The organism is Streptomyces sp. 8N616, from assembly GCF_052246385.1.
Taxonomy (GTDB): Bacteria; Actinomycetota; Actinomycetes; order Streptomycetales; family Streptomycetaceae; genus Streptomyces.
This window is the reverse complement of record NZ_JBQQBY010000005.1, coordinates 39,483-64,332: the sequence shown is the minus strand read 5'-3', so window position 1 is coordinate 64,332 and position 24,850 is coordinate 39,483. Positions and strand designations below refer to the sequence as shown.

General features: G+C 69.1%; 20 protein-coding genes and 3 pseudogenes. 4 read left to right on the top strand and 19 right to left on the bottom strand.

Annotation, left to right across the window (positions count from 1 at the left end; all coding sequences use genetic code 11):
* Positions 1-85: 85 nt before the first annotated feature.
* The 13 genes and pseudogenes from argF to ACTWQC_RS06045 all read right to left on the bottom strand — a co-directional run bounded on the left by argF (position 86) and on the right by ACTWQC_RS06045 (position 14,225).
* Positions 86-1,105: an ornithine carbamoyltransferase gene (gene argF / locus ACTWQC_RS06105; RefSeq protein WP_443314497.1), complete on the bottom strand. Its 1,020-nt coding sequence runs from the start codon at positions 1,103-1,105 to the stop codon at positions 86-88.
* A 178-nt stretch (positions 1,106-1,283) separates the two neighbouring features.
* Positions 1,284-2,516 (bottom strand): arginine deiminase, encoded by a 1,233-nt coding sequence (locus ACTWQC_RS06100; RefSeq protein WP_443314496.1) that lies wholly within the window; start codon positions 2,514-2,516, stop codon positions 1,284-1,286.
* 176 nt (positions 2,517-2,692) lie between these two features.
* A pseudogene (locus ACTWQC_RS06095) lies at positions 2,693-2,857 on the bottom strand (3' terminal RNA ribose 2'-O-methyltransferase Hen1); the annotation flags it as partial.
* A 219-nt stretch (positions 2,858-3,076) separates the two neighbouring features.
* On the bottom strand, positions 3,077-5,173 hold the full coding sequence (locus tag ACTWQC_RS06090; protein WP_443314495.1) for an ATP-binding protein: 2,097 nt from the start codon (positions 5,171-5,173) through the stop codon (positions 3,077-3,079).
* Positions 5,174-5,268: 95 nt separating this feature from the next.
* Positions 5,269-6,561 carry a cytochrome P450 family protein gene (locus tag ACTWQC_RS06085; RefSeq protein ID WP_443314494.1) on the bottom strand — a complete coding sequence of 431 codons (1,293 nt, stop codon included), beginning with the start codon at positions 6,559-6,561 and terminating at the stop codon, positions 5,269-5,271.
* Between the two features lie 386 nt (positions 6,562-6,947).
* On the bottom strand, positions 6,948-8,354 hold the full coding sequence (locus ACTWQC_RS06080; RefSeq protein WP_443314493.1) for an NAD(P)/FAD-dependent oxidoreductase: 1,407 nt from the start codon (positions 8,352-8,354) through the stop codon (positions 6,948-6,950).
* A gap of 544 nt (positions 8,355-8,898) precedes the next feature.
* A complete protein-coding gene (locus tag ACTWQC_RS06075; RefSeq protein WP_443314492.1) occupies positions 8,899-9,183 on the bottom strand; it encodes an Atu4866 domain-containing protein in 285 nt (94 codons plus the stop codon).
* A gap of 105 nt (positions 9,184-9,288) precedes the next feature.
* Positions 9,289-9,804: pseudogene (locus ACTWQC_RS06070) on the bottom strand (polyketide synthase); the annotation flags it as partial.
* Positions 9,805-10,129: 325 nt separating this feature from the next.
* A complete protein-coding gene (locus tag ACTWQC_RS06065) occupies positions 10,130-11,002 on the bottom strand; it encodes a helix-turn-helix transcriptional regulator (protein WP_443314491.1) in 873 nt (290 codons plus the stop codon).
* 381 nt (positions 11,003-11,383) lie between these two features.
* Entirely contained in the window at positions 11,384-12,124 is a 741-nt protein-coding gene (locus ACTWQC_RS06060; protein ID WP_443314490.1) for an SDR family oxidoreductase, read from the bottom strand.
* A 315-nt stretch (positions 12,125-12,439) separates the two neighbouring features.
* Positions 12,440-12,721 carry a hypothetical protein gene (locus tag ACTWQC_RS06055; protein ID WP_443314489.1) on the bottom strand — a complete coding sequence of 94 codons (282 nt, stop codon included), beginning with the start codon at positions 12,719-12,721 and terminating at the stop codon, positions 12,440-12,442.
* A gap of 251 nt (positions 12,722-12,972) precedes the next feature.
* The gene (locus tag ACTWQC_RS06050; RefSeq protein ID WP_443314488.1) at positions 12,973-13,425 is read right to left on the bottom strand and encodes a nuclear transport factor 2 family protein; all 453 of its coding nucleotides are present in this window, start codon (positions 13,423-13,425) and stop codon (positions 12,973-12,975) included.
* 92 nt (positions 13,426-13,517) lie between these two features.
* On the bottom strand, positions 13,518-14,225 hold the full coding sequence (locus ACTWQC_RS06045; protein ID WP_443314487.1) for an SDR family NAD(P)-dependent oxidoreductase: 708 nt from the start codon (positions 14,223-14,225) through the stop codon (positions 13,518-13,520).
* Positions 14,226-14,325: 100 nt separating this feature from the next.
* Here ACTWQC_RS06045 and ACTWQC_RS06040 point away from each other — a divergent pair, with 100 nt between their 5' ends.
* Together ACTWQC_RS06040 and ACTWQC_RS06035 are read left to right on the top strand one after the other, a co-directional pair.
* Positions 14,326-15,201, top strand: coding sequence for a helix-turn-helix transcriptional regulator (locus tag ACTWQC_RS06040; RefSeq protein ID WP_443314486.1), 876 nt, complete (start codon positions 14,326-14,328; stop codon positions 15,199-15,201).
* A gap of 214 nt (positions 15,202-15,415) precedes the next feature.
* The gene (locus ACTWQC_RS06035; RefSeq protein ID WP_443314485.1) at positions 15,416-16,312 is read left to right on the top strand and encodes a helix-turn-helix transcriptional regulator; all 897 of its coding nucleotides are present in this window, start codon (positions 15,416-15,418) and stop codon (positions 16,310-16,312) included.
* Positions 16,313-16,502: 190 nt separating this feature from the next.
* On the opposite strand, the gene ACTWQC_RS06030 is transcribed toward ACTWQC_RS06035, so the two are convergent.
* On the bottom strand, positions 16,503-19,970 hold the full coding sequence (locus ACTWQC_RS06030; protein WP_443314484.1) for an NACHT domain-containing protein: 3,468 nt from the start codon (positions 19,968-19,970) through the stop codon (positions 16,503-16,505).
* Positions 19,971-20,190: 220 nt separating this feature from the next.
* Entirely contained in the window at positions 20,191-20,577 is a 387-nt protein-coding gene (locus tag ACTWQC_RS06025; RefSeq protein ID WP_443314483.1) for a zinc-binding dehydrogenase, read from the bottom strand.
* On the opposite strand from ACTWQC_RS06025, the gene ACTWQC_RS06020 reads away from it, so the two are divergent.
* Positions 20,578-20,880, top strand: a complete 303-nt coding sequence (locus ACTWQC_RS06020; protein WP_443314482.1) for a hypothetical protein — start codon at positions 20,578-20,580, stop codon at positions 20,878-20,880.
* Positions 20,881-20,890: 10 nt separating this feature from the next.
* A pseudogene (locus ACTWQC_RS06015) lies at positions 20,891-21,696 on the top strand (AraC family transcriptional regulator); the annotation flags it as partial.
* Positions 21,697-21,883: 187 nt separating this feature from the next.
* Here ACTWQC_RS06015 and mmuM read toward each other — a convergent pair.
* The 4 genes from mmuM to ACTWQC_RS05995 all read right to left on the bottom strand — a co-directional run bounded on the left by mmuM (position 21,884) and on the right by ACTWQC_RS05995 (position 24,777).
* Complete coding sequence (mmuM, locus tag ACTWQC_RS06010; RefSeq protein ID WP_443314481.1) at positions 21,884-22,795, bottom strand: homocysteine S-methyltransferase; 912 nt, start codon at positions 22,793-22,795, stop codon at positions 21,884-21,886.
* 87 nt (positions 22,796-22,882) lie between these two features.
* Positions 22,883-23,806: an LLM class F420-dependent oxidoreductase gene (locus ACTWQC_RS06005; protein ID WP_443314480.1), complete on the bottom strand. Its 924-nt coding sequence runs from the start codon at positions 23,804-23,806 to the stop codon at positions 22,883-22,885.
* 19 nt (positions 23,807-23,825) lie between these two features.
* Positions 23,826-24,296, bottom strand: coding sequence for a DUF6099 family protein (locus tag ACTWQC_RS06000; RefSeq protein WP_443314479.1), 471 nt, complete (start codon positions 24,294-24,296; stop codon positions 23,826-23,828).
* A 139-nt stretch (positions 24,297-24,435) separates the two neighbouring features.
* On the bottom strand, positions 24,436-24,777 hold the full coding sequence (locus ACTWQC_RS05995; protein ID WP_443314654.1) for a nucleotide pyrophosphohydrolase: 342 nt from the start codon (positions 24,775-24,777) through the stop codon (positions 24,436-24,438).
* Between the last annotated feature and the right edge of the window lie 73 nt (positions 24,778-24,850).

Sequence of the window (24,850 nt, the reverse complement as noted above, 5' to 3'; positions counted from 1 at the left end):
TATCACCCATCCATGACTGTCGTCACGAGTACGCGATACGGGCCCGAGAGGCGGCCACCCCATAACCATGGGTGGGCTTCGCCCTTCATGCTCCCGGCGCCGCCGGACCGGCGAGGGTGGCGACCAGGACCGCCTTGATGGTGTGCATCCGGTTCTCGGCCTCGTCGAAGACGACCGAGTGCTCCGACTCGAAGACCTCGTCGGTGACCTCGAGCGAGGTCAGGCCGTGCCGCTCGTAGATCTCCCGGCCGACCTGGGTGCCGAGGTCGTGGAAGGCCGGCAGGCAGTGCAGGAACTTCACGTCCGGGCGGCCCGTGGCGCGCAGCATGTCCATCGTCACCGCGTACGGCCGCAGGACCTCGATCCGCTCGTCCCAGACCTCCTTCGGCTCCCCCATCGACACCCACACGTCCGTGGCGACGAAGCCGGCCCCCCGCACGCCCTCGGCGACGTCCTCGGTGAGGGTGACCCGTCCGCCGCTGGTGGCCGCCAGCTCGCGGGCCCGCGTCACGATCTCCTCGGCGGGCCAGAGCTGCTTCGGCGCCACGATCCGTACGTCCATGCCGAGGAGCGCGCCGGTGACGAGGTAGGAGTTGCCCATGTTGGAGCGCGCGTCACCGAGGTAGGCGAAGGCGAGCGACTCCAGCGGCTCGTCGCTGTGCTCGGTCATGGTGAGCACATCGGCCAGCATCTGGGTGGGGTGCCATTCGTCGGTGAGGCCGTTGAAGACCGGGACCCCGGCGTGCGCGGCGAGCTCCTCGACGACCTCCTGGCCGTGGCCGCGGTACTCGATGGCGTCGAACATCCGGCCAAGGACCCGGGCGGTGTCCTTCACCGACTCCTTGTGCCCGATCTGTGAGCCGCTGGGGTCGAGATACGTCGTCGAGGCGCCCTGGTCGGCGGCCGCAACCTCGAAGGCACAGCGGGTGCGGGTCGAGGTCTTCTCGAAGACAAGGGCGATGTTCCTGCCGCGCAGCCGCCGCACCTCGGTGCCCGCGCGCTTGGCGGCCTTCAGCTCGGCGGCCAGCTCGACGAGGTGGCGGAACTCCTCGGCGGTGAAGTCCAGCTCCTTGAGGAAGTGGCGGCCCGTGAGGTCTGTCGCCATCGGGTGGGCTCCTCGGTCACGACTGCGGGTGAACGGCTGGAAGTCTATACGATTCTCCGTATCCCTATACAGGGAGGCCTGCCGAGAGACAGCTGGGTGGAGACACAGGGACCTGCGGGGCCTGCGCGACCTACAGGGCCCATGGTTCCCGCGGGCGCCGCCCCGCCCTCTGGATTCCCTACGGCTTCACAGGCTCCCGCTCCACCGGACAGCTCATGCAGCGCGGCCCGCCCCGCCCGCGCCCCAGCTCGCCACCCGGGATCTCTATCACCTCGATGCCGTGCTTCCGCAGGAAGGTGTTGGTGGTGGCGTTGCGGTCGTAGGCCACGACCACCCCCGGCTCGACGGCGAGCACATTGCACCCGTCGTCCCACTGCTCCCGCTCCGCCGAGTGCACGTCCTGCGTGGCGGTGAGGACGCGGATGCCGTCGAGGCCGAGCGCGGCCGCGATGGCGTGGTGCATGTGCTCCGGCGGGTGGTCGGTCACCTTCAGCTCCCGCTCCCCCGAGCCCGGTTCGATGGTGTACGAGCGCAGCATCCCCAGACCCGCGTACTGCGTGAAGGTATCTCCGTCGATCATCGTCAGCACCGTGTCGAGGTGCATGAACGCCCGCCCCTTGGGCATGTCGAGCGCCACGATCGACCGCGCGGAGCCCGCCGCGAACAGGCCGCGGGCCAGCATCTCCACGGCCTGCGGGGTGGTCCGCTCACTCATCCCGATGAGCACCGCGCCATTGCCGATGACGAGCACGTCGCCGCCCTCGATCGTCGACGGATAAGCGCTCTGCCCCTCGGACCAGACATGGAAGGCGCCGGACTGGGTGAAGAGCGGGTGGTACCGGTAGATCGCCTCGAAGTGCATCGTCTCGCGCTGCCGGGCGGGCCAGCGCATGGCGTTGATCGACACCCCGTCGTAGACCCAGGCCGAGGTGTCACGGGTGAAGAGGTGGTTGGGCAGCGGGGCGAGCAGGAAGTCGTCCAGATCCATGACGTGGAACCGGACGGAGACCGGCTCGGGGTGCCGCTCCAGGAACTCCCGCTTGGTCATGCCGCCGACCAGAGCCTCGACCAGCTCGGGAATCGGCAGCTCGTCGAAGGCGGCCCGCAGGTGGTCGGTGGCCAGCGGGCCGTACTCCTTCTCCTGGAAGACCCGGTCCAGCACGAGCCTCCGCGCCTCGGGGATCTCCAGGCTGTCGGCCAGCAGCTCACCGAAGAGGTGCACCTCGACGCCGAGCTCGCGCAGTACGTCCGCGAAGCCGTCGTGCTCCTGGCGCGCCCGGCGGACCCACAGCAGGTCGTCGAAGAGCAGTGCGTCCTTGTTGCTCGGGGTGAGCCGCTTCAGCTCCAGGTCCGGGCGGTGCAGGATGACGCGGCGCAGCCGCCCGGCCTCGGAATCCACATGGAATGCCATCTCTCCATCCTCGCCGAGGCGGGCGGCCTGCGCGCCGGAAATCTTCTCCGCCGTGACGGCGGGAAGCCGGCGACGGAGTCCGGCGGTGCCGGGCGAGCCGCAATCACGCGCCCCGCCCGCGCCGCGCGGCGACTCGGCTACAGCCGGGGGGCCACCGGCTCGGACTCCAGGGCCGAGCCTTCGCCCGCGCGCAGCAGCTTGTCGACCTCGTCGGGTGCCACCCAGTCGTGCTTGGCGCCGTCGAGCACCGGCAGCAGGATGTAGAGGTGGCGCAGGGCGTCGGCGAGAAGCAACTCCCCGTCCAGGGCGAGGCGTACGTACCGGGAGTCGCCCCACTCCGGACCCGGCGAGGGGTATCAACCAGATACTGCACATGATGTCGGCCTCCACGTGAGCGTGCCCAGCTACGTACGGACGGCTGCTGGGCGTAACACCCCCAGCAACGGAGGCTGTCTGCCGACCGGTGCCATGACGCTCGCGCCGGGAACCGCTCAGCCTTCTGGATGGGCGGTGCCCGGGCCCTTCGGCTGCCGAAGAAACGCGGCATGAACCGGTCCGCGTCATGGATGGGGCTGGCCCCCGACCGCGTCGTTGATGTCGGGCCGCTTCTGATGCAGGCGGTGCCAGAGCAGGTCACCGACGCGCTGGACGCCGGCGGTGAGGTGCCTTCGGTAGGTGCTCAGCGGCAGGCCAAGCCGTTCGGCCGCAGTTTCCCGCGTCGGCGCGCCACGGAGGAAGGTCATCTCGACGGCTCGGTGCAGTTTCATCGCCTGCGGATCCTCACGCAGGGAATGAATCGTGTGGGTCATGATGGTGCGCAGGGCCTCGGCGGGATCATCAGTCGCCGCATCCCTCACGAGTTCGCTCCGTGCCAGCGGATTGGCGGACAGGTCGTCGGCGCGGTTCAGGGACTGCAGGGCACGGCGAATGTGGCCGTCGAATTCCGGGCGGGACATCATCGCCGGGGCATTTCCGGGTTTCGGCCGATTCCGCCGAGGGCCAGAGATCTCGACCTTTCTGCTGAAATCGAGCCATCGCTCCGCCGGGACGAGCCGCCAATCGTGTGCGAACACCGAGTAGGAACGGTTGTCGACACATTCCCGCGTCGGCAGGAGGTGCTGGTCGATATAGCCCATGAGCGGCTCCCAGAAGGCGTTCTCGGGCAGCACCACGTACGAGCGGGCCAGCCCTCGCACGTGGATGAACTCGGACACCATGCGGTGCAGGAAGAAATCCATGACCGGGGAGGCTCCCGTGGAGAACTCCTGCCGTGTGATCACCCGGGCGATCAGGAGGTGTTCACGAGGACGCGGTGGCGCTGTGCTCCGGGCATCGTTCCATGCGGCGGCCGCGACGGGATCCGCCGCATTCTCCTCCTCATCCTCCGGAGCGAGGCGGAGAAAGGTGAGGACGGCGACCAGTTCCCCGGTGTCCGATCTCCTGCAGACCCGGAACGCCTCGCGTCGGCGCCGTAACCAGAACTCCATGATCGCGGCTGTCTCCTGCCCCGCGCACGCACGGGCCAGTTCGGTCACCGCCGAGGTGTCGTCCGGCCGCACGCCGTCTTCGTAGATCTCGCCGTCGTTCCGCCAGGTCAGATAGCGGGACAGGAAGCCGTTCCTGCGGTGCAGATGGGTCAGGGCCGAGATGGCCGGCAGGACATGCGGCCCTTCCGCCTCGCGGGCGCGGTCGACCAGGTGCTGCCGCACCCGGTGATGCATGTCCCGATACCCCTCGGGGTCGCGCCATCGGAGGTCGGCGTCGAGGGCTTCGCGTACGACGTCATGCGGGAAGAGACCGAACGGGCCGGCCTCGACGAACGGCAGCTCGCGCAGCCACGCGAACAGCGCGCCGCTGTCGTGCCCGGGCAGGGCGGCACGCAGGAGCCCCTCGGTGGTGAAGAGAGCATGCGCACAGATCTCCAATACGCTCCGGTGCACGGCCGACGGCACATCACCGACGAGCTGGGCAAGGAGCGTTCCCACCACATCGTGGGCCGGTTCCCACGAGGGCGCGGCCGCCCCGGGCCTGCCGTCGGCCACCGTGGCGGCCAGGCACAGCGCCAAGGGGTGGCCGCCCGCGAAGGCCACAACCGACGGATGCAGCGACGGCGGCACGCCTTGGGCCGTGAGCAACGCGGAGGCCTCCTCGCCGGAGAGGTCCCGCAGATCGACGACCTTCAACGTCCCTCGCCACCGCGGATCCGCCTGCCACATGGGGTCCGGTTTCCGCCGCCCGGCCAGGACGGCCAGGGCGCCCTCAGGCAGCTGGGGAAGGAACTCATCGCGGAGCCATGCTTCGAGACCCTGGCACCGTTCGAAGGTGTCGATCAGCAGCACTGTCCGTGGGTCCCGGAGGGCGGGTGCCGCGTGGGCCAGGAACGCCGCCGGTGAGGCGGCGATCGTACGGCAGTCGATACGCATGACGCGCCGGCCCGCGGCCCATGCCTCATCCTCATACCGCCGCAGAAGGGTCGTCTTGCCCACACCCCCGACACCGTGTAGGTACAGCACGCGGTACGCGTCCGAGGAGCCCGAGGAGTTCCTGATAAAAGACCGAAACAGGGACAGCTCGCTCGCCCGGCCCACGAAGCCACGCGCCGCCGAGGCGCGCAGGCGGCTGGACAGGCGCGGCACCGGCCAGTCCTGCGAAGGCATGACGTCCACTGTACGTTTGCGATCGACGGCGCGTGCCGTGGGGCGCCGCAGGCGCACCGCGTCCGCGGCTCGCGCCGACCGGTTCCGCAACGTCCTCACCGCCTGGCGTCATGCTCCGTCGAAGACTCGGACTGCGATGGCTGTGGTGTGTAACGCACCTTCAGGGAAAGCGGACCACGGGTGATCCCTTCCCGTATCCAGGGCAGCGGCTCTTCCGGTGCGTCCCAGGTGAGATCGGGCAGGCGCTCCAGCAGCGCGCCCAGGGCGACGGCACCTTCCATGCGCGCGAGCGGCGCGCCCAGGCAGTGGTGGATGCCGTGGCCGAACGCCAGGTGCTTCACCTGGCTCCGTGTGACGTCCAGCTCCTCCGGACGTTCACCCGCCCCCATGGGCGCGTCCCGGCTGGCGGAGGTGAGGGCAATCGTCACCACGCCACCGCGGGGGATGACCTCACCGCCCAGCACCACCTCCTCGGTCGCGAACCGGGTCGGTGTGTTCTCCAGCGGGGGGTCGTAGCGAAGAAACTCCTCGACCGCGCCAGGTAGCAGTTCAGGATGCTCCCGCAACAACCCTGCCTGCTTGGGATGTTCGAGCAGGGCGACCGCGGCATTTCCCAGCAGATTGACCGTCGTCTCATGACCGGCGGCCATCAGGATCACTGCCGTTCCCAGAAGTTCGGTGTCGGAGAGGCGGTCCTCTCCTTGGTCGTGAACATGGATCAGCTCACTGAGCAGGTCACGCCCAGGATTGCGGCGCTTCTCCTCGAGGAGTTCACGGAGAAAGGTGTTGAGCGACAACAGACTTGTGCGCTGAGCATCGGAAGGGTTGCCGATGGCCGTGCGTGTCCAGTTGCGAACGTCGTCCTTGAACTCGGCGGGAATACCGAGAAGCTCCGCTATGACGGCCATGGGCAGGGGGCCGGTGTAGGTCTCGACCAGATCGCTCTTTCCGAGCGGCGCAATGCCATCCAGCAACTCGTCGGCGATGGCCCGGATCCTCGGCGCGAAGTCCTCGGCCCGGGCAGGAGTGAAGGCACCCGCTACGAGGCGCCGGAGCCGGGTGTGCTCCGGCGGATCGGACATGAGCATGTTGCCGCCCAGACCTGTGCCTGCGAGCAGGATGTGCTGACCCACCGACTTGAGCCGTTCCGCGAAGGGGGCGGGGTCTTTGCCCAGCAGTGGATGCGCCAGAGCTTCGCGGCCCAATTCGTATCCGACGACGAGCCAGCCCTGAAAGCCGTCGGCCCGCCGGACCCGGTGGATCGGGCCGGCAGCCCGCAGCTCGGCATACCGTGTGTGGGCTTCGGCTTTGAATTCAGGGGTGCCGACCAGCGGAAGAGAATCCTCTTTCGCGGGTTTCGGAGAGGCATCACGCCTTGTCTCAGCCATGGTCAACTTCCGGTAGTCATGAGTACGTTCGCAGGACTGCTGCCGCTCGGTCGCCACGTCACACCGCGGAACCGGCCATGAGGTGCAGCACCTGGACTTACCGAAATGATGTGCCAGTCGGGCGGGGGGCCGCCAGACCGTTCAACGCCCACTATCCGCTCATTACCGGCTCACTGCGTGTCCGCGCTCACTCAGCGGCGGACGCCAATGCCGCCGCCGTTAGTCCTTTCGCGATGCCCCCGGGGCAATGGCTGCCTCGGGAGTACTGGGTGTACGGCACCCAGGAACGCCGCGCATCACCAGAGACGGGAACGGAACCCATGGATTACCTGGCTCTGGCGGGCGGCCCGTCATGGGGCTCCGTCGAGCCCCGGGGGCGAGCGTCGTCAGTCCCCTGCCCGATGACCCGTGACCTTCTCCCATTCCTCACGGGAGGGCCCGTTGGAGTAAGGGGCGAAATCCGGGTGTCTACGTAGCCAGTGTTCGACGCGGGCTTGTACCTCGGGCGTACCGAACACTTCGGCGGGCGTACGCAGCAAGTGGCGCGCCTGAGCCCAGGCCCGCATGACCACCGGGTCTTCAAGGCCGCAGGGGAAGCGGGCCGCCGCCAGAGCCGCTGAGGAAGAGGGGGCGTCCGGCGCGAGGGCGAGGCGCTCCGCACCCGCCCGGTCGGCCTCGACCTGCTGGTCGAACCAGGGCTTGAGGGTTCGTACAGCCCACTCATGATGGCCCTGGGCGAAGGCGACGCGGTCACCGGCCTGATGCGCTGTCTGCGCGATGCGCTGAGCCGTGAGCAGTCCCAGGGCGATGCCCTGAGTGAGTGTCGGATTGGTGACGACGGCCGCGTCTCCGACCGCGACGATGCCCGTGGCCACGGGGCCGAGGCTGTCGACGAGCGCGGTCCATCGGTTGTCGAGGCCTGCCATGATCACGACGTCGGTGAGCGGATCCGGGTCGAGGGCGAGCCAGGGACCGGTGGAGGGGAAGCAGCGGGCGAGTTCGTCGAAGACCAGGGGATCGCGCAGGGCCGGCAGAGTCGGATCTGAGACTGACGCCGCTATGGCCACGGCGAGCGTGGCATTGTCCGAGGGAAAGGCGATGCTGAGGGCATAGGGACTGCTCGCCGTGTAGGGCACGCGGCCCGGGTCGGTGGCGCCGGCGGTCTTCATCCGGTACCAGCGGCAGAAGTAGGAGAGGCCCACGCGGTGCCTTTCGACCACCGGCGCACGGCATCCAGCAGCCACAAGGCGGCCTGCCAGACGGGAACGCCGTCCGCCGGCGTCGATGACGAGGTCCGCGTGATAAGCGCCCATCGCGGTACGGACGCCCAGCACGTGCGGGACACGGGCGCCATGGTCGATGATGACGTCCTGCACGCGCTCGCCGGTCCGCAAGGCGATCCCTCTCTCGCACCGCACCGCCTGCGCCAGGGCGTGTTCCATGACGATGCGGCGCGTCCGGATGAGCACCAGTTCCTCGTCGCCGTCCCTGTACGGGGGATGCTCAGTGAACCAGTCGAACTCGTGCTGCTCCCACGCCCCCAGATCGAGCATGGACCGGTACACGTCACCAGCTTCGGCGTTGAGCACCTTCCGGACCGGGCTGAGGAGCCCGTGAGGCTGGATGGCTTGAGGGATATGGGGGCGGTGCCAGTCGAGGAAGTCCTTCTCAAGGTCACCGCTCGCCCCCTGAGAGTCTTGCTCCAGCACTGTGACCCGGTGGCCACGACGGCTCAGAAACAAAGCCGTGGACAGCCCGGCGATGCCGGCTCCGCTCACCAGGATGTGAGCCATGCTCCACCACCCCTTGGCTTCACGTCCTCTGCGCGTACACGGAAGCGGCACGGCCCGCCACGGTCCTGGTCGGGGCGGCTCGCCAGGAGCGTCCGCCCTGGACATCTCGTCTCCGACGCCGCGCGGCGTTCGGGGCGGGCGCCGTGGCGGCGGCCTGGGCCGGGAGAGACCAGGCGGCAAGGGGGCCAGGAGAGTGCCGGTGAGCACGGTGCTCGCCGCAACTGTCGCATGGGGGTCTCGCTCTTCCGACGGTAGGGGTTCGGAGCGCTTCGCCTGGACGACTCTTCCTGCCGGAGCGGAACGTCCGCATCGGCAAGTCCTGCCTAGGCGCAGAGCTCTCACGGACCGGCGTCGCCCAGGGCGCTGGAGCCGGGTCACCAGGGCACGCAAAGCGTCGAGGAGGGAGCCGCAGTGATCACCGCCGCGGCCACCGCCGGCCCGGACGCGCCCACCGGCGCCTTCCTCGGAGCCTCGGGACCCGTGCCGCGGTGATGACGGGGACGGGCCGTTCAGGAGCCGTAGCGGCACGAGCGGCCGGTGATGGTCAAGCTCCCTTGGGGGCGGGCTGGTCGCCTTCCCGGTAGAGCACCAGGTGCTCGTGGAAGAGAACGCCGTCCCGGACGTCGCCGGTGGCGGTGAAACCGGTGTCGTCGCGGTAGTCGATGTGATTGCCGGTGACCGTGTAGCTGCCGGTGTAGGCGCTCTTGCGGTTGCCGCGGGCCTCGTCGTAGCGGCCGTTGGCAAGCAGTTCCTGGCGGATGAATCCGTCCGCCGTCACCCACATCCCGACATACGGATGCGGGTCGCAGGGCATGTCATTGCTCGTCATGGCCCCAGGGTCGGCCCCGTGGCGAGGAGCAACCAGGCCGCCTTCTCCCCAGGTGTGAGCTTCCTGGGTGCCGCACACCCAGCCTCCTGGGGCCCGTCGGCCTCATGCGGGCCGTCTTCCCCGCGCGGGCCGTCCGCGCTGTGCGACCCGGCCGCCCCGGGCGGGCCGTCCGCCGGGCGCGGGTGGCGCGCAGGGCGCGGCGGTGCCTGTGCCGCGCAACAGGGCCAGGACCGGGTCGTCCGCGCGGTGCGCGTCCTCCAGCCGGGCCAGGACGATCGCCGCGCCGCCCTCTCCGGGAACGAAGCCGTCGGCCGCGGCGCTGAACGCCCGGCAGCGCCCGGTGGGCGACAGCACCCCCGCCTCCTCCAGCAGCCGGTGACCGGTCGGGACGAGCGCGAGGTTGACCCCGCCGACGACCGCGAGGTCGCATTCGCCGGTCTGGAGGCTGCGGCGCGCCAGGTGCTGTGCGACCAGCGCCGAGGAGCACGCGGTGTCGACGGCGAGGGCCGGGCCGGTCAGGTCCAGACTCTGTGCCACCCGGGCGGCGACGAGGTTGGGCAGGTTGCCGACCAGCGCGGCGGCGGGCAGTCCGCCCCCCGGGCCGGCGGCTCGGGCCAGCAGTGATGAGCCCCGCGGCCAGCGCCCCCAGAACAGCGACTGTCGGCGACGCCCAGCGCTTCGTCCCGCAGCTGCGCGAAGGTTCCAGTCCTGGCCGGCAACGCGCAGCCCACGTTGGACAGTGATATCGCCGTGTGGTCAGCGGCCGATCGTCAGCGCGGACCACAGAAAGTGCGCTTTCTGCCCCTGCGGGCTTGCCGCCGACGTGTCGGTTCTTGTCGCCCAGGCGCTTTGAAGCGCGGTGACATGGCAGCTGCCTGGCTGAAGCCGAGCGTGAGGGGACGGGGCAGGGGCCGGGTGGCAGCGTGGCGCAGGACTGACCAGCCTGTCAGTCGAAAGTGATCGCCGAGTCACGCGCGATCGGGGCTGCGCTCAGGGAGCCGAGCAGTGTCAGCGCGTCGGCGGACGGGCTGCCGGGTTCGGCTTGGTAGACGACGAGTTGCTGGCCGGGGGCGCTGTTGAGGGTGAACGCTTCGTAGTGCAGGTCCAGGTCGCCGACCGCGGGGTGGTGGAAGAGTTTCGCCTCACGGGTCTTGCCGCGTACATCGTGGCGCGCCCACAGGGTGCGGAAGTCGTCGCTCTTCATGGACAGTTCCCCGACGAGCTCGATGAGCCGCGGATCGTCCGGATCGATACCGGCAGCCTGCCGCAGGCTGGCGACACACGATGCGGCGGCGTGGTCCCAGTCGCGGTAGAAGTCGTGCGCGGCAGGGTCCAGGAACGTCATGCGCAGCAGATTGTCGGGGTACGCGAATCCCGCGTGCAAGGTGGTGGCGAGCTGATTGCGGGCCAGCACGTCCAGGGCATGGCCCAGGACGAAGGCAGGTGTGTCGCTCCAGTTGTCGATCAGTCGGTGCAGTTGCGGGCTGACGCGTTCCTCCCGGGGCGAGCGGCGCATGCGGCGTGCTGTCGGCGTGGCGATCCGGTGCAGGTGCGCCATCGCGTCTTCGTCCAGGCGCAGGGCCTTCGCCACGGCTTCGAGCACCTGCTGCGAGGGGTTCCGTTCCCGGCCCTGTTCCAGGCGCATGTAGTAGTCCGTGCTCACCCCGGCGAGGGTGGCGACCTCCTCACGGCGTAGACCTGGCACCCTGCGCCGGCCGGACGTGGCGAGACCGGCGTCCTCGGGGCGTAGCTGAGCGCGCCGGGCTCGGAGGAAACCTCCCAGCACGTTCTCGACGGCGGGGTGCTTGTCGTTGTCCATGGCTTCGAGGCTAAGGCGGGATGCGGCCCCACGGGTGAGGCGAGCGTGGGTGCGCTGCACCCAGGAATCACACCCCCTGAAACCCGCGGCCCGGTACCCGGCGGGCCACTGACCACACCGAGATCCGCAGCCTGGGTGTGGTTCTCCCAGGAAACTCTTGGCCTTCCTGTTACTCGGCGCCGTGGACAGACTCGAATTCACCGGCGGACGGACCGCCGGCAATGCGAAAGAGCAATCTCAGGAAAGAGGCCATTCATGGCTACGTGGTTGGTAACCGGTGTGATCGCCGACCCCGATCACCTCGGTGGCCAAGCCGCAGGGGGCCCGGCCGGCCCCGATCCGCCGTGGACGGCGGGCCGGGGCCGGTGCCGGTACGCGGCGTCAGGCCGCGCTGGCGGTGGGCCGGACGATGATCTCGCTGACGTCGACGTCGGCGGGCTGGTCGATGGAGAACGCGATGGCCGCGGAGACCGACGAGGCCGGGAGGGCCACGCGACGGTAGGTGCGCATCTCTTCACGGCCCACGGGGTCCGAGATGGACTCGGCGAGTTCGGACTCGGTGACTCCGGGAGAGATGGTCGTGACCCGGATGTCGCCGCCGACCTCCTGGCGCAGTCCTTCGGAGATGGCCCAGGCGGCGAACTTGGTGGCGCAGTAGACCGCGGCCGTGGGGGACACGGCGTGGGCGCCGATCGAAGCGACATTGATGATCTGGCCGTGGTGCTGAGTCTGCATGATCGGCAGGGCCGCGGCGATGCCGTGCAGGACACCGCGGATGTTCACGTCGATCATGCGGTTCCACTCATCGAGCTTGAGAGCCTCCAGCTTCGACAGCGGCATCACGCCCGCGTTGTTGATCAGCACATCGATACGGCCATGCTTGCTGTAGGCGGCGTCGGCGAAGGCCCGTACCTGTTCGGCGTCGGTCACATCCAGAGGGTGGTACTCGGCACTGTGGCCGTCTGTATGGAGGTCCTCGGTGAGCTCCTTGAGCCGCTCGGTGCGGCGGGCGCCCAACACGACATGGTGACCTCGCGCGGCGAGCAGCCGGGCGGTTGCCTCCCCGATACCGCTGCTGGCGCCGCTGATGAGAACGATTTTCCGAGCGGTTGATATGGCCATGAATGAGACTCCTTGAAGCGGAAGCGGAAGCGGAAGCGGCGACGCGCCGGGACGGCTCGTCCTGCGTCTACGGTCGCCTCACTGGCGCGAGGTAACCAGGCCGCCGTTCGTCCAGGTGCCGCGGTCCTGGGTGCCCCGCACCTCTCCTCATGGCAGGAGGGGACCCGGCCGCCACGCGGCACGTCCGCCGCCACCCCGGCAAAGGCGGCGGCCTCCCGATGGCACCTATCGGGCCCGATCGTGGGGTGCGGGAGTGATCGTGGGTGCGCTCCGCCAGGCCGAGGACCGCGCGATGGACGAGGTCGCCGCCCGCCTTCAGCGCAAGGCGGGTGTGCGCGGCGGCTGGACGCCCTGGTCTTCACCGACCCGGCCGGAGCCGACACCGAGCCGGACGCCGCCGGCCTCAAGAAGATTCGCGGACCTGTGCGCCGTCCGGTCCGCTTCACTCCGCGCGGAGCGGATCAGCGTCGTGACCTGGTGGGATGTCGGCGGTTCGATCCGCTCGACGCGCATGTGCCCCAGGAGTTCGGCGCGGATCGGCTCCCCGCGCCGTTCGTCGTGCCAGATCTCATCGACGAGCCACGAGCTCAGCTTCACCAGGCCGGTGCCGGTTCACTCGCGCCGACCGGTCAGATCACGGATCTCGCTGCGGTGCCGCTTGGCCGTCCGGGATCGGCCCAACGAGCCGCGTATGCCGCGGCAATGGCTGAGCCGGGGTGGCTGCGGCGGGCCGCGCGGCGGGCTCGGCACACCATGAGGGCATGGACGAGACGCGCGAACTGCTCACCGAGACGAAGTGAGGCAGGGTTCCGCTGTCCGAAACTCAAGGCTCCGGGCAGCGGCCGGGATCAGCGTGCCTGGGCGGTTGCTTCGGCTTCCGAGTTCTCGATGCCGAGGTTGGCATACGCGACGGGGTTGGCGTACTCCCACACCTTGACGATCTTGTCGTCCTCGATGTCGACCCGGAAGATGTACACGTTGCGGTAGACCAGCTGCTCCGCCGTGGAGAGGATATCTCCGTTGGCCTGCAGGAATACCGACTTGGCGTCCTCGCTCACCGTGTAGACCTTGTCGAGGAAGGCGATGCGGTCGAACTTCGCCACGACCGAGTCGATGTACCCCATGACGTGCTCCCGGCCGTCGAAGACGTACCAGGGCTCGGGCGTGCCCTCGATGGACAGCGGGATGGTGATGTTGGCATGGGGCGCGAGCACGTCGAGTACGCCGTCGCGGTCGCGTCCCTCGAAGGCGGTGAAAAATCGCTTGGCGACGTCGAGAGCGGTGTCGTGGGCCGTGGTCATGCTGTCTCTCCCTGCGCGAGGCGGCCCGGAGGGCCGAATGGGGCTGATGAGGTGGTGCCGGGTGGCCGGCGGTGCAGCGGCTGCCGGGAAGCTCACCAGGGCACGGGTCCCGAGGCTCCGAGGAAGGTGCCGGTAGGCGCGTCCGGACCGGCGGTGGCCGCAGCGGTGATCACCGCGGCTCCCTCCTCGACGCTTTGCGTGCCCTGGTGACCGTTGAGGTCTGTTGCGGTGAACCCGGGATCGACGGCAGTAAGCCGGATTTGAGTGTATTTCTGCGCATACAGCACGGTCAACATGTTCAGGGCCGCTTTGGAGGAGTTGTAGGCGAGAAGCGGGGCCCAGGCCGGAAGGATGGCGGTGTAGGCGGCCGGATCGGCGTTGATGGCGAGCGATCCGAGGCCACTGCTGACATTGACGATGGCCGGGCTGTTCGCGACCTCGAGCAGGGGCAGGAAGGCGCGAACGGTACGCACTGCTCCGAAGACGTTGGTGTCGTACACCTGCTGAAGATCTGCGGCCGTCAGTTCGCCGGTCGGCGAGGCCGGACCGGCGATGCCGGCGTTGTTGATCAGAACGTCGACGTGTCCGGCCTCGGCCCGCACGGCTTCGGCCGCCGCGGTGACGGACTGGTCATCGGTGATGTCAATCAGCAGCGGGCGGGCCCCCAGGGCCCTCGCGGCCTCCTCCCCCCGGCGGGCGTCACGCGCGCCCACGTATACGGTGTGTCCCTGCTCGATGAGCCGACGGGCGGTCTCAAAACCGAGCCCTTTGTTCGCTCCGGTGATTACGGTGACTGTCATGTCCTTCAGCGTGCGCGCCGTACACGTGGACAGACAGAGCCCCGACCAGCGGGGGGTCCGGCAGTACCAGGCTATGGCGGGACGCCGGGCGGATAATGGCATGGTGAGCGAAGACCACGCGGCCCTGGGCATAGCACTGCGCCAATGGCGCGACCGGACCAGTCCCCAGGACATCGGACTCCCGACGGGCGGTGTCCGGCGAGCGCCCGGACTGCGGCGAGAAGAGCTGGCCCAGCTGGCCGGCCTCTCCGTCGACTACGTCGTCCGTCTGGAGCGAGGCCGCGCCACCTCGCCCTCCGCCCAGGTCCTCGCCTCCCTCTCCCGCGCCCTGCGCCTCTCGGAGCCCGAGCGCGACCACCTCTTCCGGCTCGCCGGTCAGGCCCCGCCTGCCGCCGGAGACATCTCCCCGTACATCCCGCCCAGCGTCCAGCGGCTGCTCGACCAACTGCGGCACACCCCGCTCAGCGTCCACGACGCCTCCTGGAACCTCATCTCCTGGAACCCCCTGTGGGCCGCCCTCGTCGGCGACCCGTCCGCCTGGCGAGGAAGGGAACGGAACATCGCCTGGCGGCACTTCACCGGCCTGCCCAGCCGCGCCACACACACCCACGAGCAGCAGGTCCGGTTCGAAATAGCTCTCGTCTCCGATCTCCGCTCCTCCACCGCCCGCTACCCGCAGGACAAGCCACTGCGATCACTGATCGCCGACCTGCGACGCGAAAGCGACCGCTTCAGCGAGCTGTGGGCCTCCCACACCGTGGGCTTCCACACCACTGACAGCAAGATCGTCCACCACCCGGATCTCGGAGCCGTCACCGTGGACTGCGACACCCTCACTGTGCCCGGCAGCGACCTGCGCATCGCCGCCTACTCGGCACCGCCAGGCACCGCGACGTCGGAGCAGTTCGCGCTCCTGACGACCATCGGCATCCAGGCCATGCCACAACCCGCCGACGATTCCAGCCGGGGACGGTAACGGAGAACGACGGCCGGCCGCGCCTCCAAGTCAACGCACGCTGTCCCCGGGAGCGAGCAGGCTGGTGCGCTCGGCGCGGCCTCGGCGACGCCGTGCCGGACTGGGTCGCGTACTTCGACGCCGCTGAGGACGCCGGCGCCCGTGCCGTCTCCGCCATCCCGTCATTCGCTGATCGCGGCGCCCGGCCGCGGTCCCGATCGCCTAGCCTGAAGCCATGAGCGACGCATCGCCATTGGGCCAGTTCCTCAGAGCGCGGCGCGAAGCCCTCAGCCCGGAGGATGTGGGGCTGCCCGCGGGCGGTCGCCGCCGTGTGCGAGGGCTGCGACGGGAGGAGGTGGCCCTGCGGGCCGGCGTGAGTTCGGACTACTACATGCGGCTCGAGCAGGGCCGGGAGGCCAGCCCCTCGTCACAGGTCCTCGACGCCCTTGCCCAGGCGCTGCAACTGGACGAGGAAGCCGCCGACCACCTGCGCAGGCTCACCCTCGGCGGTTCATGGCGGCGCCGCCACGGCCAGGCGGACGTCAGTCCCCAGCTTCTGCGGCTCATGGACGGCTGGTCCCAGACCCCGGCCTTCGCCCTTGGCCCCGCCCTGGATGTTCTGGCGTGCAATGCCCTCGCCATCGCGCTGCACAGCGGCTTCGAGCGATTCGACAATCTCGCCCGTATGGTGTTCGTCGACCCGGCGGGCCGCGATTTCTACCCGGACTGGGACCGGGCCGCACACTCCTGCGTCGCGGAACTCCGCGCGGCGTACGGATATGATCCCGAGTCCCCCCGGATCGTTGAGGTCGTGGAGACCCTGTCAGAGCAGAGCGGCGAGTTCGCTGAGCTGTGGGCCAGGCACGAGGTGAAGAGCAAGGCCCAGGAGGGCAAGAACCTCAGGCACCCTCAGGTGGGGGACCTGGAGATCCAGTTCTCCGCCTTCACCGTCAACGGCGCCCCCCACCAGCAACTCGTCGTCTACCAGGCGGAACCGGCCAGCCCGACCGCCGAGGCGTTCACACTGCTGCGCTCGTCGGCGGGAGAGCTCACGCCGTCGGACGAGGACGTGGCCCGACAGAACCTCGCACCGACGGAGAAGTTGGCTGCGTCCTTACAAGGGCCGGGATGAGGCGCGCCTCCGGTGGGCGTCCTGGCGTCAGTTTCCGGCGCATCGGCAGTGGCAGCCAGGCCGCCGTTCACCCGGGTGTGCCGCACCCCCCGGGAGCCGGAGGCCCGCCGTGCGGCGGTCCTGTGCCGCCCCAGCGCCGGCCGAGCGGCAGGAGCGGTGTTGTAGACCATCGGGACTGGCCGGACGGCCGTCATGTGGCAGGCTGCCCTCGCTTTCCCATGAGCTCCCAAAACTGCCTCAGGTCCGTTACATCCGTCTTTCTCTGCCACATCGCCCTGCGAGCGAACAGAGATCGTGACAGCTGTGTTGCCTGCGCCCGGCAGAAGGCCGCGTTCAATTCCACCCGGTGGCCCTCGAGGCCGGCGGGGGGATAGGGACATAGCTCGAAGGAGCAGTCGTCCCTGCAGTTCGACCCCGGTTGCGAGGTAGCTGTGCTGACCACCGTCCGGCTTGGGGCCAGAGGGCTGCGATCATGAGTGAGGCACGGTGGCAGATCCGGGCGGTCCGTGTGGTGCAGGCGCCGGAGCCGGTCTTTGGGCCAATCACCTCTCTCAGCGAGGTTGAGTAGCAGGAGCACGTCAGCCAGGAGCTGCCGGGCGCTCGGATGCAACGCGCTCCACCCCGTGGACGGCGGGATCCACAAGTGGTGTTTCCGTGATTCGCCCTGTGGGGCCGTCTCAGAGCCGACGTGAGCGACGACGCCACTCTCATCGATCCACATGAACCGTTCGGGCCGTCGGGTTTCAAGGGTCCAGACCGAGAGCTCGGCGGCCGCCTCGACAAAGGGGTGCTGTCGCTCCCCGTCCGGGAGTGCGAGCCATTGCCGTACCTGTTCCGCCGGATCCGAACCGTGCCCACGCTCGGGTGGTGGCACGTGAGGACCGTCCGGCAGCGCCCAAAGGGTCAGGGCATGCAGGAGCGTGAGCCGGGAGAACCAGAACCGCGTGCGCTTGAGCATTTCCCATGCCTGCTCGGCGAGGTACTCCCGTGCCGCCGGACGGGCGTGCGGGTGGCGATGCCGTCGGTTGGCCGCGAACTTGAAACCCTGTGCGAGGGCCACTTCCACGGTCAGGTCCAGGCTCCCCCCATGGTTCTCTCCGCCTGCGCCCACTCGTTGCACCCAGCTTTCGAGGAACGCGAATGGCGTGTCGTGGTGACGTTTGGTGGTGACCGAGCCCACGAGCAGGGGGATGAGCCAGGCACAGAGGATATTGTTGCGGAATGTCCGCTCCTCGGCGTCGCGCTCTTCACACTCACGTTTGAGGTCTTCGTCCCGCTTCTTCTCCTGTTCCTTCAGCTCCCTCTTCTGGCGCACGATCCTTCCCTCCGCCCGGGAAGGCTCTTCGCTGCGCATCTCTGCCTCGATGTCCTGCTGCTGCTCTTCCCAGAGCGTCCCTTGCCAGTCCTTCTCGCGCTTCACCGGCTGATCGTCGGCTTCCTCAGGCCCGCGGAGGCAGGGATGCAGCGCGGCGAAGGCGACGTCACCGCCGGCTCCGATCTCCTGTGCGATGGCCACCCGGATCGCGTACGACGGTTCAAGGCTGGCGATCGTGAAGAGCTCCTTATAGGCGGGATTGCTGTTTCCCCTTCGGGCGAGACCGCGCAGCGCGTCCCCGAAACGTCTCACCAACAGCGCTTTGGCCGTCTGCAAGGTGTGTGTATCCCGAGCTCGCAGGTCCGGCCAGCACTCGAGTAGCTCCCATGCGATCGCCTTTTGCTTCGACTGCACGTCCACGCTGTCGATCTCGAGCGCAGCCGTGTACAGCTCAAGAGCCTTGGTGTGGTGACCCTGGCTTAGGCGGAGTGGGTTGTCGGAGCCGTGCGGTTCTTGCCCATCCGTCTGCCGTTTCCCCGCCTTCCGCGCCTGGCCGGCGGCGTTGACGAGAATGTCCCGTGCACCGGAGACCGGGCACCACGCTTCCCCACCGCCGAGTGTCCCTTCGCCCGTGGGTGTCTGCTCGTGGGTGCACGACCCATTGAGGGTTCGGGAGTAGAGAACCATGGCGATCAACAGTTCACGCCCCGGGTCCTCGAGCGCTCCCGGGAAGTACGTGCCGCGCTCTGCCCTTTCCGGCACATTCTGGTGGATCACGGCATTCATGAACCGCGCTCCGAGGTGTGCCTGCATGATGCTGTGCTGGAAGCGGACACGGTCACCGCGGATCTCCACCAGCCCCATCTGGGCGCCCCAGGTCGCGGCGAGGCGAATGTCGAGCTTGCTTCCTTTGAGCCTGCTTTTGAGTTCTCGGCAGATCTCCGCGTAGGGCGGCTTCTTAGGCTCGTCGGATTCCGTCGGCTGCGTTGGCTTCTTCGACGGCCTGTATCCATCCACGAGGTCGGCGAACTTGACCTCCGACGCGTCGTTTGCGAGTCCGACACACGCCAATGCCGAGAGGTATTCGATCGTCACCCGCCGTTCCTCCTGGCTCAGCGTGAGCTCCGGGTGGAAGCGGCCGATGATGAGTGCTTTGATCCAGGTGTCGAGCAGGTTGAATCTCAGCGCTGCCTGATCGCCACCACGTGTCTCCACCGCCTCGTCCGCAGACCCGGGCAAGGCGTGTTCCAGTAGCCTTTCTCGATGGAGGTCGCTGGCGATCTGTAGATACATGGGTGCCTCGGCGATGCCGGCCGTCTCGACGATCCAGTCAAGTCGCTGCCGGTCCTCCCAGCCGACGCCGTATGCGATGTAGCTGAGCGCCGCCTCTTCGCTCAGCGGTTCGAGATCGGTGACAGACGCTTCCATCCCCCTGAGGGAATCGTGCGGCCGTGATGCAATGATCAGCGGGAGCTCTTCATCGTTGGCCCGGCGGATGGCAAGCCGGATGACGGTGGCGCGTTCCTCAGCCAGGTCTCCGTCGGTCATTGCCTCCTCGAGACCATCGGCCAGCACGACAATCCGCCCTTGCTGGCATAGTCGCCGCCACACCTTCTCTCCTTCGCTACTCGAGCGCAGGTCGGCCTGCACCTCTCTGCAGAAGCGGTCGAAGGCCAGTTGATGGAAGTCAAGATCTGTTCCGGCATCGCGCAAGCGGAGTGGAATGGGAACGGCGTGTTGCGCGGCGAGCTTCTCCGTGAGTAGGACCATCAATGCCGTCTTGCCAGTGCCGACTCCGCCGACGACCACGTGTGTCCGCCGGAACTGGCGATCCCGCAGATCCTCCATGAGGACAGAACACAGTTGGTCGCGACCGACCACGTTCCCGAAGATGCTGCCCGCTGTCTCTACGAGTTCGTGCGGCTTCCGATGCGCCTTGCGCAGATAGGACTTTCGCACCCGAGTGAAGCGAAAGACCAGATACGTGACGGTGGCCAGTGCGAGGGTGAGCAGCGGCATAAAGATCGTTGAGAGAATTCCACAGGACAGGCCGTGGTTTTGACATCGATCCTCCGCATCGGAAAGGATCGACCAGAGTCCCGTCTCGGGTTCGTCAATGACCGTGACCAGGGCCAGGCCTGCCAGGGCAAGTAGAATGACGGCACCGCAGATCGTCAGGACGACGGCGGGGACGCGCAAGCCTCTCTTGGGTACCCGCCACTTTCGCGACTGGTCGAAGCCTTTCCCCATCACCCGACGGGTGTGGAGGTCCCTGCGGATACGGGTCAGCCACCGCAGGAGACGTGGCTTACCAGCGGCACCAGAATATTCGGAAGCGGCCATGCCGACGATCACCTGGGGTCTTCGATGAATTTTAGCGGCGCTCTGGAGACCTCCTGTCACTGCTTCCTCAACGTCGCATCCCTTACTTCAAACCTCTTGCCATTCACTCCGAAGATTGACCCCGAATGGCCCACCTTGGGCACAAGGAGTCGGCACGGTTGCCGGATCCGCAGGCCCGAATGAGCCCGAGGGCACCGGTGGAGGAGAGATGAGGGATGTCTCATGGGGGCCATACGGCCATGCGGCGGCCTCGGTGTGGCCAGCGGCCTGTAGTGGAACTGCACGTCCAGATGCACCAGCGCGACGACCACCACAAGATCATGGCGAACATGCGCGCGCTCGCCGAGGCGCCGGGGAACTGCACGTCGGAACGGGCTACTTCATCAACCCGCCCCGCAAGGGCCTCGCCCAGCGGGCGGAAGCCGGGGCCGCCGATCGCGTCGAAGATCACCTCGGCACCGCGGCCGCCGGTGAGCCGCCTGGCCTCCCTCGCCACGTCTTCCCCCTCCGAGACGATGACGTGGGCAGCCCCGAGGTCCAGCAGTTCCCGCTTCTTCGCCCCCGTGCGCGTCGTGGCCAGAGGAACCGCGCCGATACGCCGGGCCACTTGGATCGCCGCCGTACCCACCCGCTGGACGCGCCCGTGATCAGTACGTGGTCACCGGGCCGGAGGCCGGCCGTCTCCAGCAGAGCCCCGTACGCCGTCGTGTACGTGAGCCAGGCCGCGGCACCCGCGACCGCGTCCACCGACTCGGGGCGCGATACGACGGCGGTCTCGGGCAGCACGACCCGCTCCGCCTACACGCCCTGTGCGCTCATCTCGATGCCGGGCCCGGTCATCACCGGATTGCCCGCGGCGAACTCCGTCACCTCCTCGCCGACCGACCCGACGACGCCCGCGGCCTCGTAGCCGAGTCGCAGTGCTGCAGGGGTCCGCGTGGCTGATCCCTTCTGGGGGCGCCGAGCCGGTCGCGCTCGGCCCCGGCGACGTGGTGTTCCTCGCGCACGGGCGCGGGCACGCGCTGGCCAGCGAACCGGGCGTAGCGCTGGAGGAGTTCGCTCTGGAGCCGGACGGTTCCTGGCCCCCGCTGCCGACTCCGCCGCAACCGGACGGCGACCGGCCGACGGCGGTGTTGCTGTGCGGTGCCTACCAGCTCGACCGGGCCCGCGCACACCCGCTGCTGCTGAAGCTGCCCGAGGTGGTGCACGTGCCCGCGCGGGTCGGCTCGCACCGCTCGCTGCGCGCGGCCGTCGAGCTGCTCGGCATGGAGCTGGAGGAGCCGCAGCCCGGCTCCGACACGATCGTGACGTCGCTGATCGACACGCTGCTGCTGTACATCCTGCGCGCCTGGTGGCTGCGCGAGCGGCTCGGCGGCGGCCCTCCTACGGGCTGGTCGGCGGCACTGTCGGACCCGGCGGTCGGCGCGCGCTGCGCGCGATCCACGGCGATCCGGAGCACCCGTGGACGGTTCAGTCGCTGGGGGCGCGCGGCGGCCTGTCGCGGGCGCCGTTCGCCCGGCGGTTCACCGCACTGGTGGGCCGCTCCCCGCTCGCGTACCTGACGTGGTGGCGCATGACGATCGCGGGCCGCCTGCTGCGCGAGGAGGACCTGCCGATGCGCGCGGTCGCCCAACGTGCCGGCTACACTTCCGAGTTCGCTTTCGCCAAGGCGTTCAAAAGGGAATACGGAGTGGCCCCGGGGCAGTACCGGCGCCGGGCCAGGTAGGGCTTCTCGTCAAGGGTGAGGTCGTTCGCCCGAAGGGCGGGCCGCGCGGGGTCTGGTGCGTGCGACCGCGACGCGGGCGCCGGAATGTCCTCGTACGTGGCTACGAGGACATTCAGCAAGCGGCATGGGGGTGCGTACCAGGCATCGCCCGCAGGCCGCACGTTTGACGACAGGCCCTAACCCTGCCCTAACCCTTGAGCTGCCGCACCAGTTCGGCGATCCGCTCCGGGCCCACGCGGCAGCAGCCGCCGATGAGGCGGGCGCCCGCGGCTCGCCAGTCCCGTGCCCGGGACGGGTCGTAGGTGGGCCCGCCCCGCCAGCAACGGGCCCGCTCGTCCCACGTCTCCCCGCTGTTGGGGTAGACGACGACCGGCTTGCCGGTGATCTCCGCGGCGATCTCCACCGCGCGGTCCGCGTCGCGCGGGTCGCAGCAGTTGACGCCCGCCGCGATCACCTGGTCGTGGTCCGCGGCGTGTGCGAGGGCCTGGTCCAGCGGCTGTCCCGCGCGGGTGGCCTCGCCCGCGATGGTGTACGACAGCCAGACCGGCACCCCGGTTCCCTCGACCGCGCGCAGCAGCGCCTCCGCCTCGTCCGCGTCCGGCACGGTCTCCAGGGCGAGCACATCCGGCTCCGCGCCGCAGAGCGCCTCGATCCGCGGGCGGTGGAAGCGCTCCAGCTCGCGCACGCTCAGCCCGTAACGGCCGCGGTACTCGCTGCCGTCGGCGAGCATCGCGCCGTAGGGGCCGACTGAGGCCGCCACCCATACGTCGTCCGGTACGGCCTCCGCGGCCTGCCGGGCCAGCTCGACGCTGCGCCGCAGCAGCGCGGAGGTCTGCTCCCGCCCCAGTCCCCGCCGGGCGAAGCCCTCGTACGTCGCCTGGTAACCGGCCGTGATGAGCACCCGCGCGCCCGCCCGCACATACGCCGTGTGCGCCGCCTCGATCTGCTCGGGGGCGTCGGCCAGCAGCCGTGCCGACCAGAGCGCGTCGGACAGGTCGCACCCCTGGTCGGCAAGCTGGTTGGACAGCCCGCCGTCCAGCACGACCGGCCCTTCGGCGAGGGCGGAGGCCAGCGGTACGGCGGGGGTGTGGACGGGCATCTCAGTGCTCCTCAGCCACGTTCCAGGTGCTCCTCGGGTTCCTCTCCGCAGACGAACCGGTGCGTCGGGCGAGTTCTCCGCGGTGCGTCAGCCGAGCTGGGTCTGCACCTGGGAGGAGATCAGCTCCAGGTGATCCAGGTCGTCGAGGTCCAGGACCTGGAGGTAGATCCGGGAGGAGCCGGTCCCGGCGTAGCGGCCGATCTTGTCGACGACCTCCGCCGGTGAGCCCGCGAGCCCGTGCTCCTTCAGCTCGTCCACGTCGCGGCCGATGGCTGCGGCCCTGCGTGCGACTTCGGCGTCGTCCTTGCCGACGCAGACGACCAGCGCGTTGGAGTACACGAGGTCATCCCCGCTGCGGCCGATCGCCTCGGCGGCGGCCCGCACCCGCCCGAACTGCTGCTCACTGTCCTCCACGGACGCAAACGGCATGTTGAACTCGTCCGCGTACCGCGCGGTCAGCCGCGGCGTACGGGTCGCGCCCTGCCCGCCTATCAGCACCGGCACCTTGGACTGCGCGGGCTTCGGCAGCGCCGGGGAGTTCTCGAGCTGGTAGTACTCGCCGTCGAAGGTGAAGGTCTTGCCCACCTCCGTCTCCCACAGACCGGTGACGATCGCCAGCTGCTCCTCCAGCCGCGCGAACTTCTCCTTGGGGAAGGGAATGCCGTACGCACGGTGCTCCTCCTGGAACCAACCCGCGCCCAGGCCCAGTTCGACCCGGCCTCCCGACATCTGGTCGACCTGGGCGACCTGGATGGCCAGGACGCCGGGCAGCCGGAAGGTCGCCGCGGTCATCAGCGTGCCGAGCCGGATCCGGCGCGTCTCCCGGGCGAGCCCGGCCAGCGTGATCCAGGCGTCGGTGGGCCCCGGGAGACCCTCGGCCGATCCCATGTGCAGGTAGTGATCGGAGCGGAAGAAGGCGTCGAACCCGAGGTCCTCGGTGGCCTTGGCGACCGCGAGCAGGGTGTCGTAGCCCGCCCCTTGCTGGGGCTCGGTGAAGATTCGAAGATCCATGGCTCCATCCTGCACCTCCTCACGACGACTCCGCCGCGGAGTCCGGCTGCAGGCGCTCGCGGGCCGCCAGCTGCCGCAGCAGCCCGCGCACCCGGTCGCTGGACTCGTCGGCGGCGTCGATGGCCTCGATGCACTGCCAGTAGAGCGTCTCCTCGTCCGCCGCGCAGGCCACCCCGACCAGCGCTATGCCCACTTCTCCGAGCAGCCCGCCGAGCACGATCAGCACGCTCCGCGGATCCTGCACCGCGGACAGCTGCGCCGCCCGCGCGCGGTCGGACCCGTGCCGGTGCAGCGCCCCGCACGCCCGGCCACCCGCCTCGCTCAGCCCGCGCGCCTCCGACCGCAGCTCGAGTGGGCCGTTGGCCGCGAGGTGGCTGCCCACGGCCTGGGCAAGCGCCTGTGCCTGCCACGCCTCGGCCACGATCTCCTCGGCCGCCAGCGACTGGGCCAGGGCATGCCGAGTGGCCCCGATCAACCGAACCGCATCCATCCGCGCGTCCCCCTTACGCTCTGTGCGGCTACCGGCCGGGAGCTGTCACCCGACCACTACCCAGCGTGATGGACAACGGCCAGAAAAGCTAGGGGGATTCCGAATTTTGTGGACAACTGTGCCCCGGTCCACGCCTCGCTCACTCCAAAGAGTGACGACCAGGGCGCTTACTCTCCGGAATCGGAAAGCGCCGCTCGTTCCGGTCGATCTTCTCCGCCAGGGCCGCGAGCGCGTCGACCCCCAACACCTCGCAGAACTGCAGCAGATACGCCAGTACGTCCGCGACCTCGTCGGTCACCCGGTGCGCCGTCCCCGGATCCTCCATCACCCGCGCCGACTCCTCGGGCGTCAGCCACTGGAAGATCTCCACCAGTTCCGACGCCTCGACGCTCAGCGCCGCGGCCAGGTTCTTCGGGGTGTGGTACGGCTGCCAGTCGCGCGCCGCCGCGAACGCGGACAGCCTGCGCTGCAGCGACGGCACGTCATCGGGTCCTGTCTCATGGACCGGCTCACAGGCCGTCTCATGGGCGGTCTCGCGGACGGCCTCACGGGAG

What these genes read in the sequence shown, in the direction of transcription:
- argF (WP_443314497.1), bottom strand. Translation starts at nt 1,105, where the DNA reads ATGGCGACAGACCTCACGGGCCGCCACTTCCTCAAGGAGCTGGACTTC.
- ACTWQC_RS06100 (WP_443314496.1), bottom strand. Translation starts at nt 2,516, where the DNA reads ATGGCATTCCATGTGGATTCCGAGGCCGGGCGGCTGCGCCGCGTCATC.
- ACTWQC_RS06090 (WP_443314495.1), bottom strand. Translation starts at nt 5,173, where the DNA reads ATGCCTTCGCAGGACTGGCCGGTGCCGCGCCTGTCCAGCCGCCTGCGC.
- ACTWQC_RS06085 (WP_443314494.1), bottom strand. Translation starts at nt 6,561, where the DNA reads ATGGCTGAGACAAGGCGTGATGCCTCTCCGAAACCCGCGAAAGAGGAT.
- ACTWQC_RS06080 (WP_443314493.1), bottom strand. Translation starts at nt 8,354, where the DNA reads ATGGCTCACATCCTGGTGAGCGGAGCCGGCATCGCCGGGCTGTCCACG.
- ACTWQC_RS06075 (WP_443314492.1), bottom strand. Translation starts at nt 9,183, where the DNA reads ATGACGAGCAATGACATGCCCTGCGACCCGCATCCGTATGTCGGGATG.
- ACTWQC_RS06065 (WP_443314491.1), bottom strand. Translation starts at nt 11,002, where the DNA reads ATGGACAACGACAAGCACCCCGCCGTCGAGAACGTGCTGGGAGGTTTC.
- ACTWQC_RS06060 (WP_443314490.1), bottom strand. Translation starts at nt 12,124, where the DNA reads ATGGCCATATCAACCGCTCGGAAAATCGTTCTCATCAGCGGCGCCAGC.
- ACTWQC_RS06050 (WP_443314488.1), bottom strand. Translation starts at nt 13,425, where the DNA reads ATGACCACGGCCCACGACACCGCTCTCGACGTCGCCAAGCGATTTTTC.
- ACTWQC_RS06045 (WP_443314487.1), bottom strand. Translation starts at nt 14,225, where the DNA reads ATGACAGTCACCGTAATCACCGGAGCGAACAAAGGGCTCGGTTTTGAG.
- ACTWQC_RS06040 (WP_443314486.1), top strand. Translation starts at nt 14,326, where the DNA reads ATGGTGAGCGAAGACCACGCGGCCCTGGGCATAGCACTGCGCCAATGG.
- ACTWQC_RS06035 (WP_443314485.1), top strand. Translation starts at nt 15,416, where the DNA reads ATGAGCGACGCATCGCCATTGGGCCAGTTCCTCAGAGCGCGGCGCGAA.
- ACTWQC_RS06030 (WP_443314484.1), bottom strand. Translation starts at nt 19,970, where the DNA reads ATGGCCGCTTCCGAATATTCTGGTGCCGCTGGTAAGCCACGTCTCCTG.
- mmuM (WP_443314481.1), bottom strand. Translation starts at nt 22,795, where the DNA reads ATGCCCGTCCACACCCCCGCCGTACCGCTGGCCTCCGCCCTCGCCGAA.
- ACTWQC_RS06005 (WP_443314480.1), bottom strand. Translation starts at nt 23,806, where the DNA reads ATGGATCTTCGAATCTTCACCGAGCCCCAGCAAGGGGCGGGCTACGAC.
- ACTWQC_RS06000 (WP_443314479.1), bottom strand. Translation starts at nt 24,296, where the DNA reads ATGGATGCGGTTCGGTTGATCGGGGCCACTCGGCATGCCCTGGCCCAG.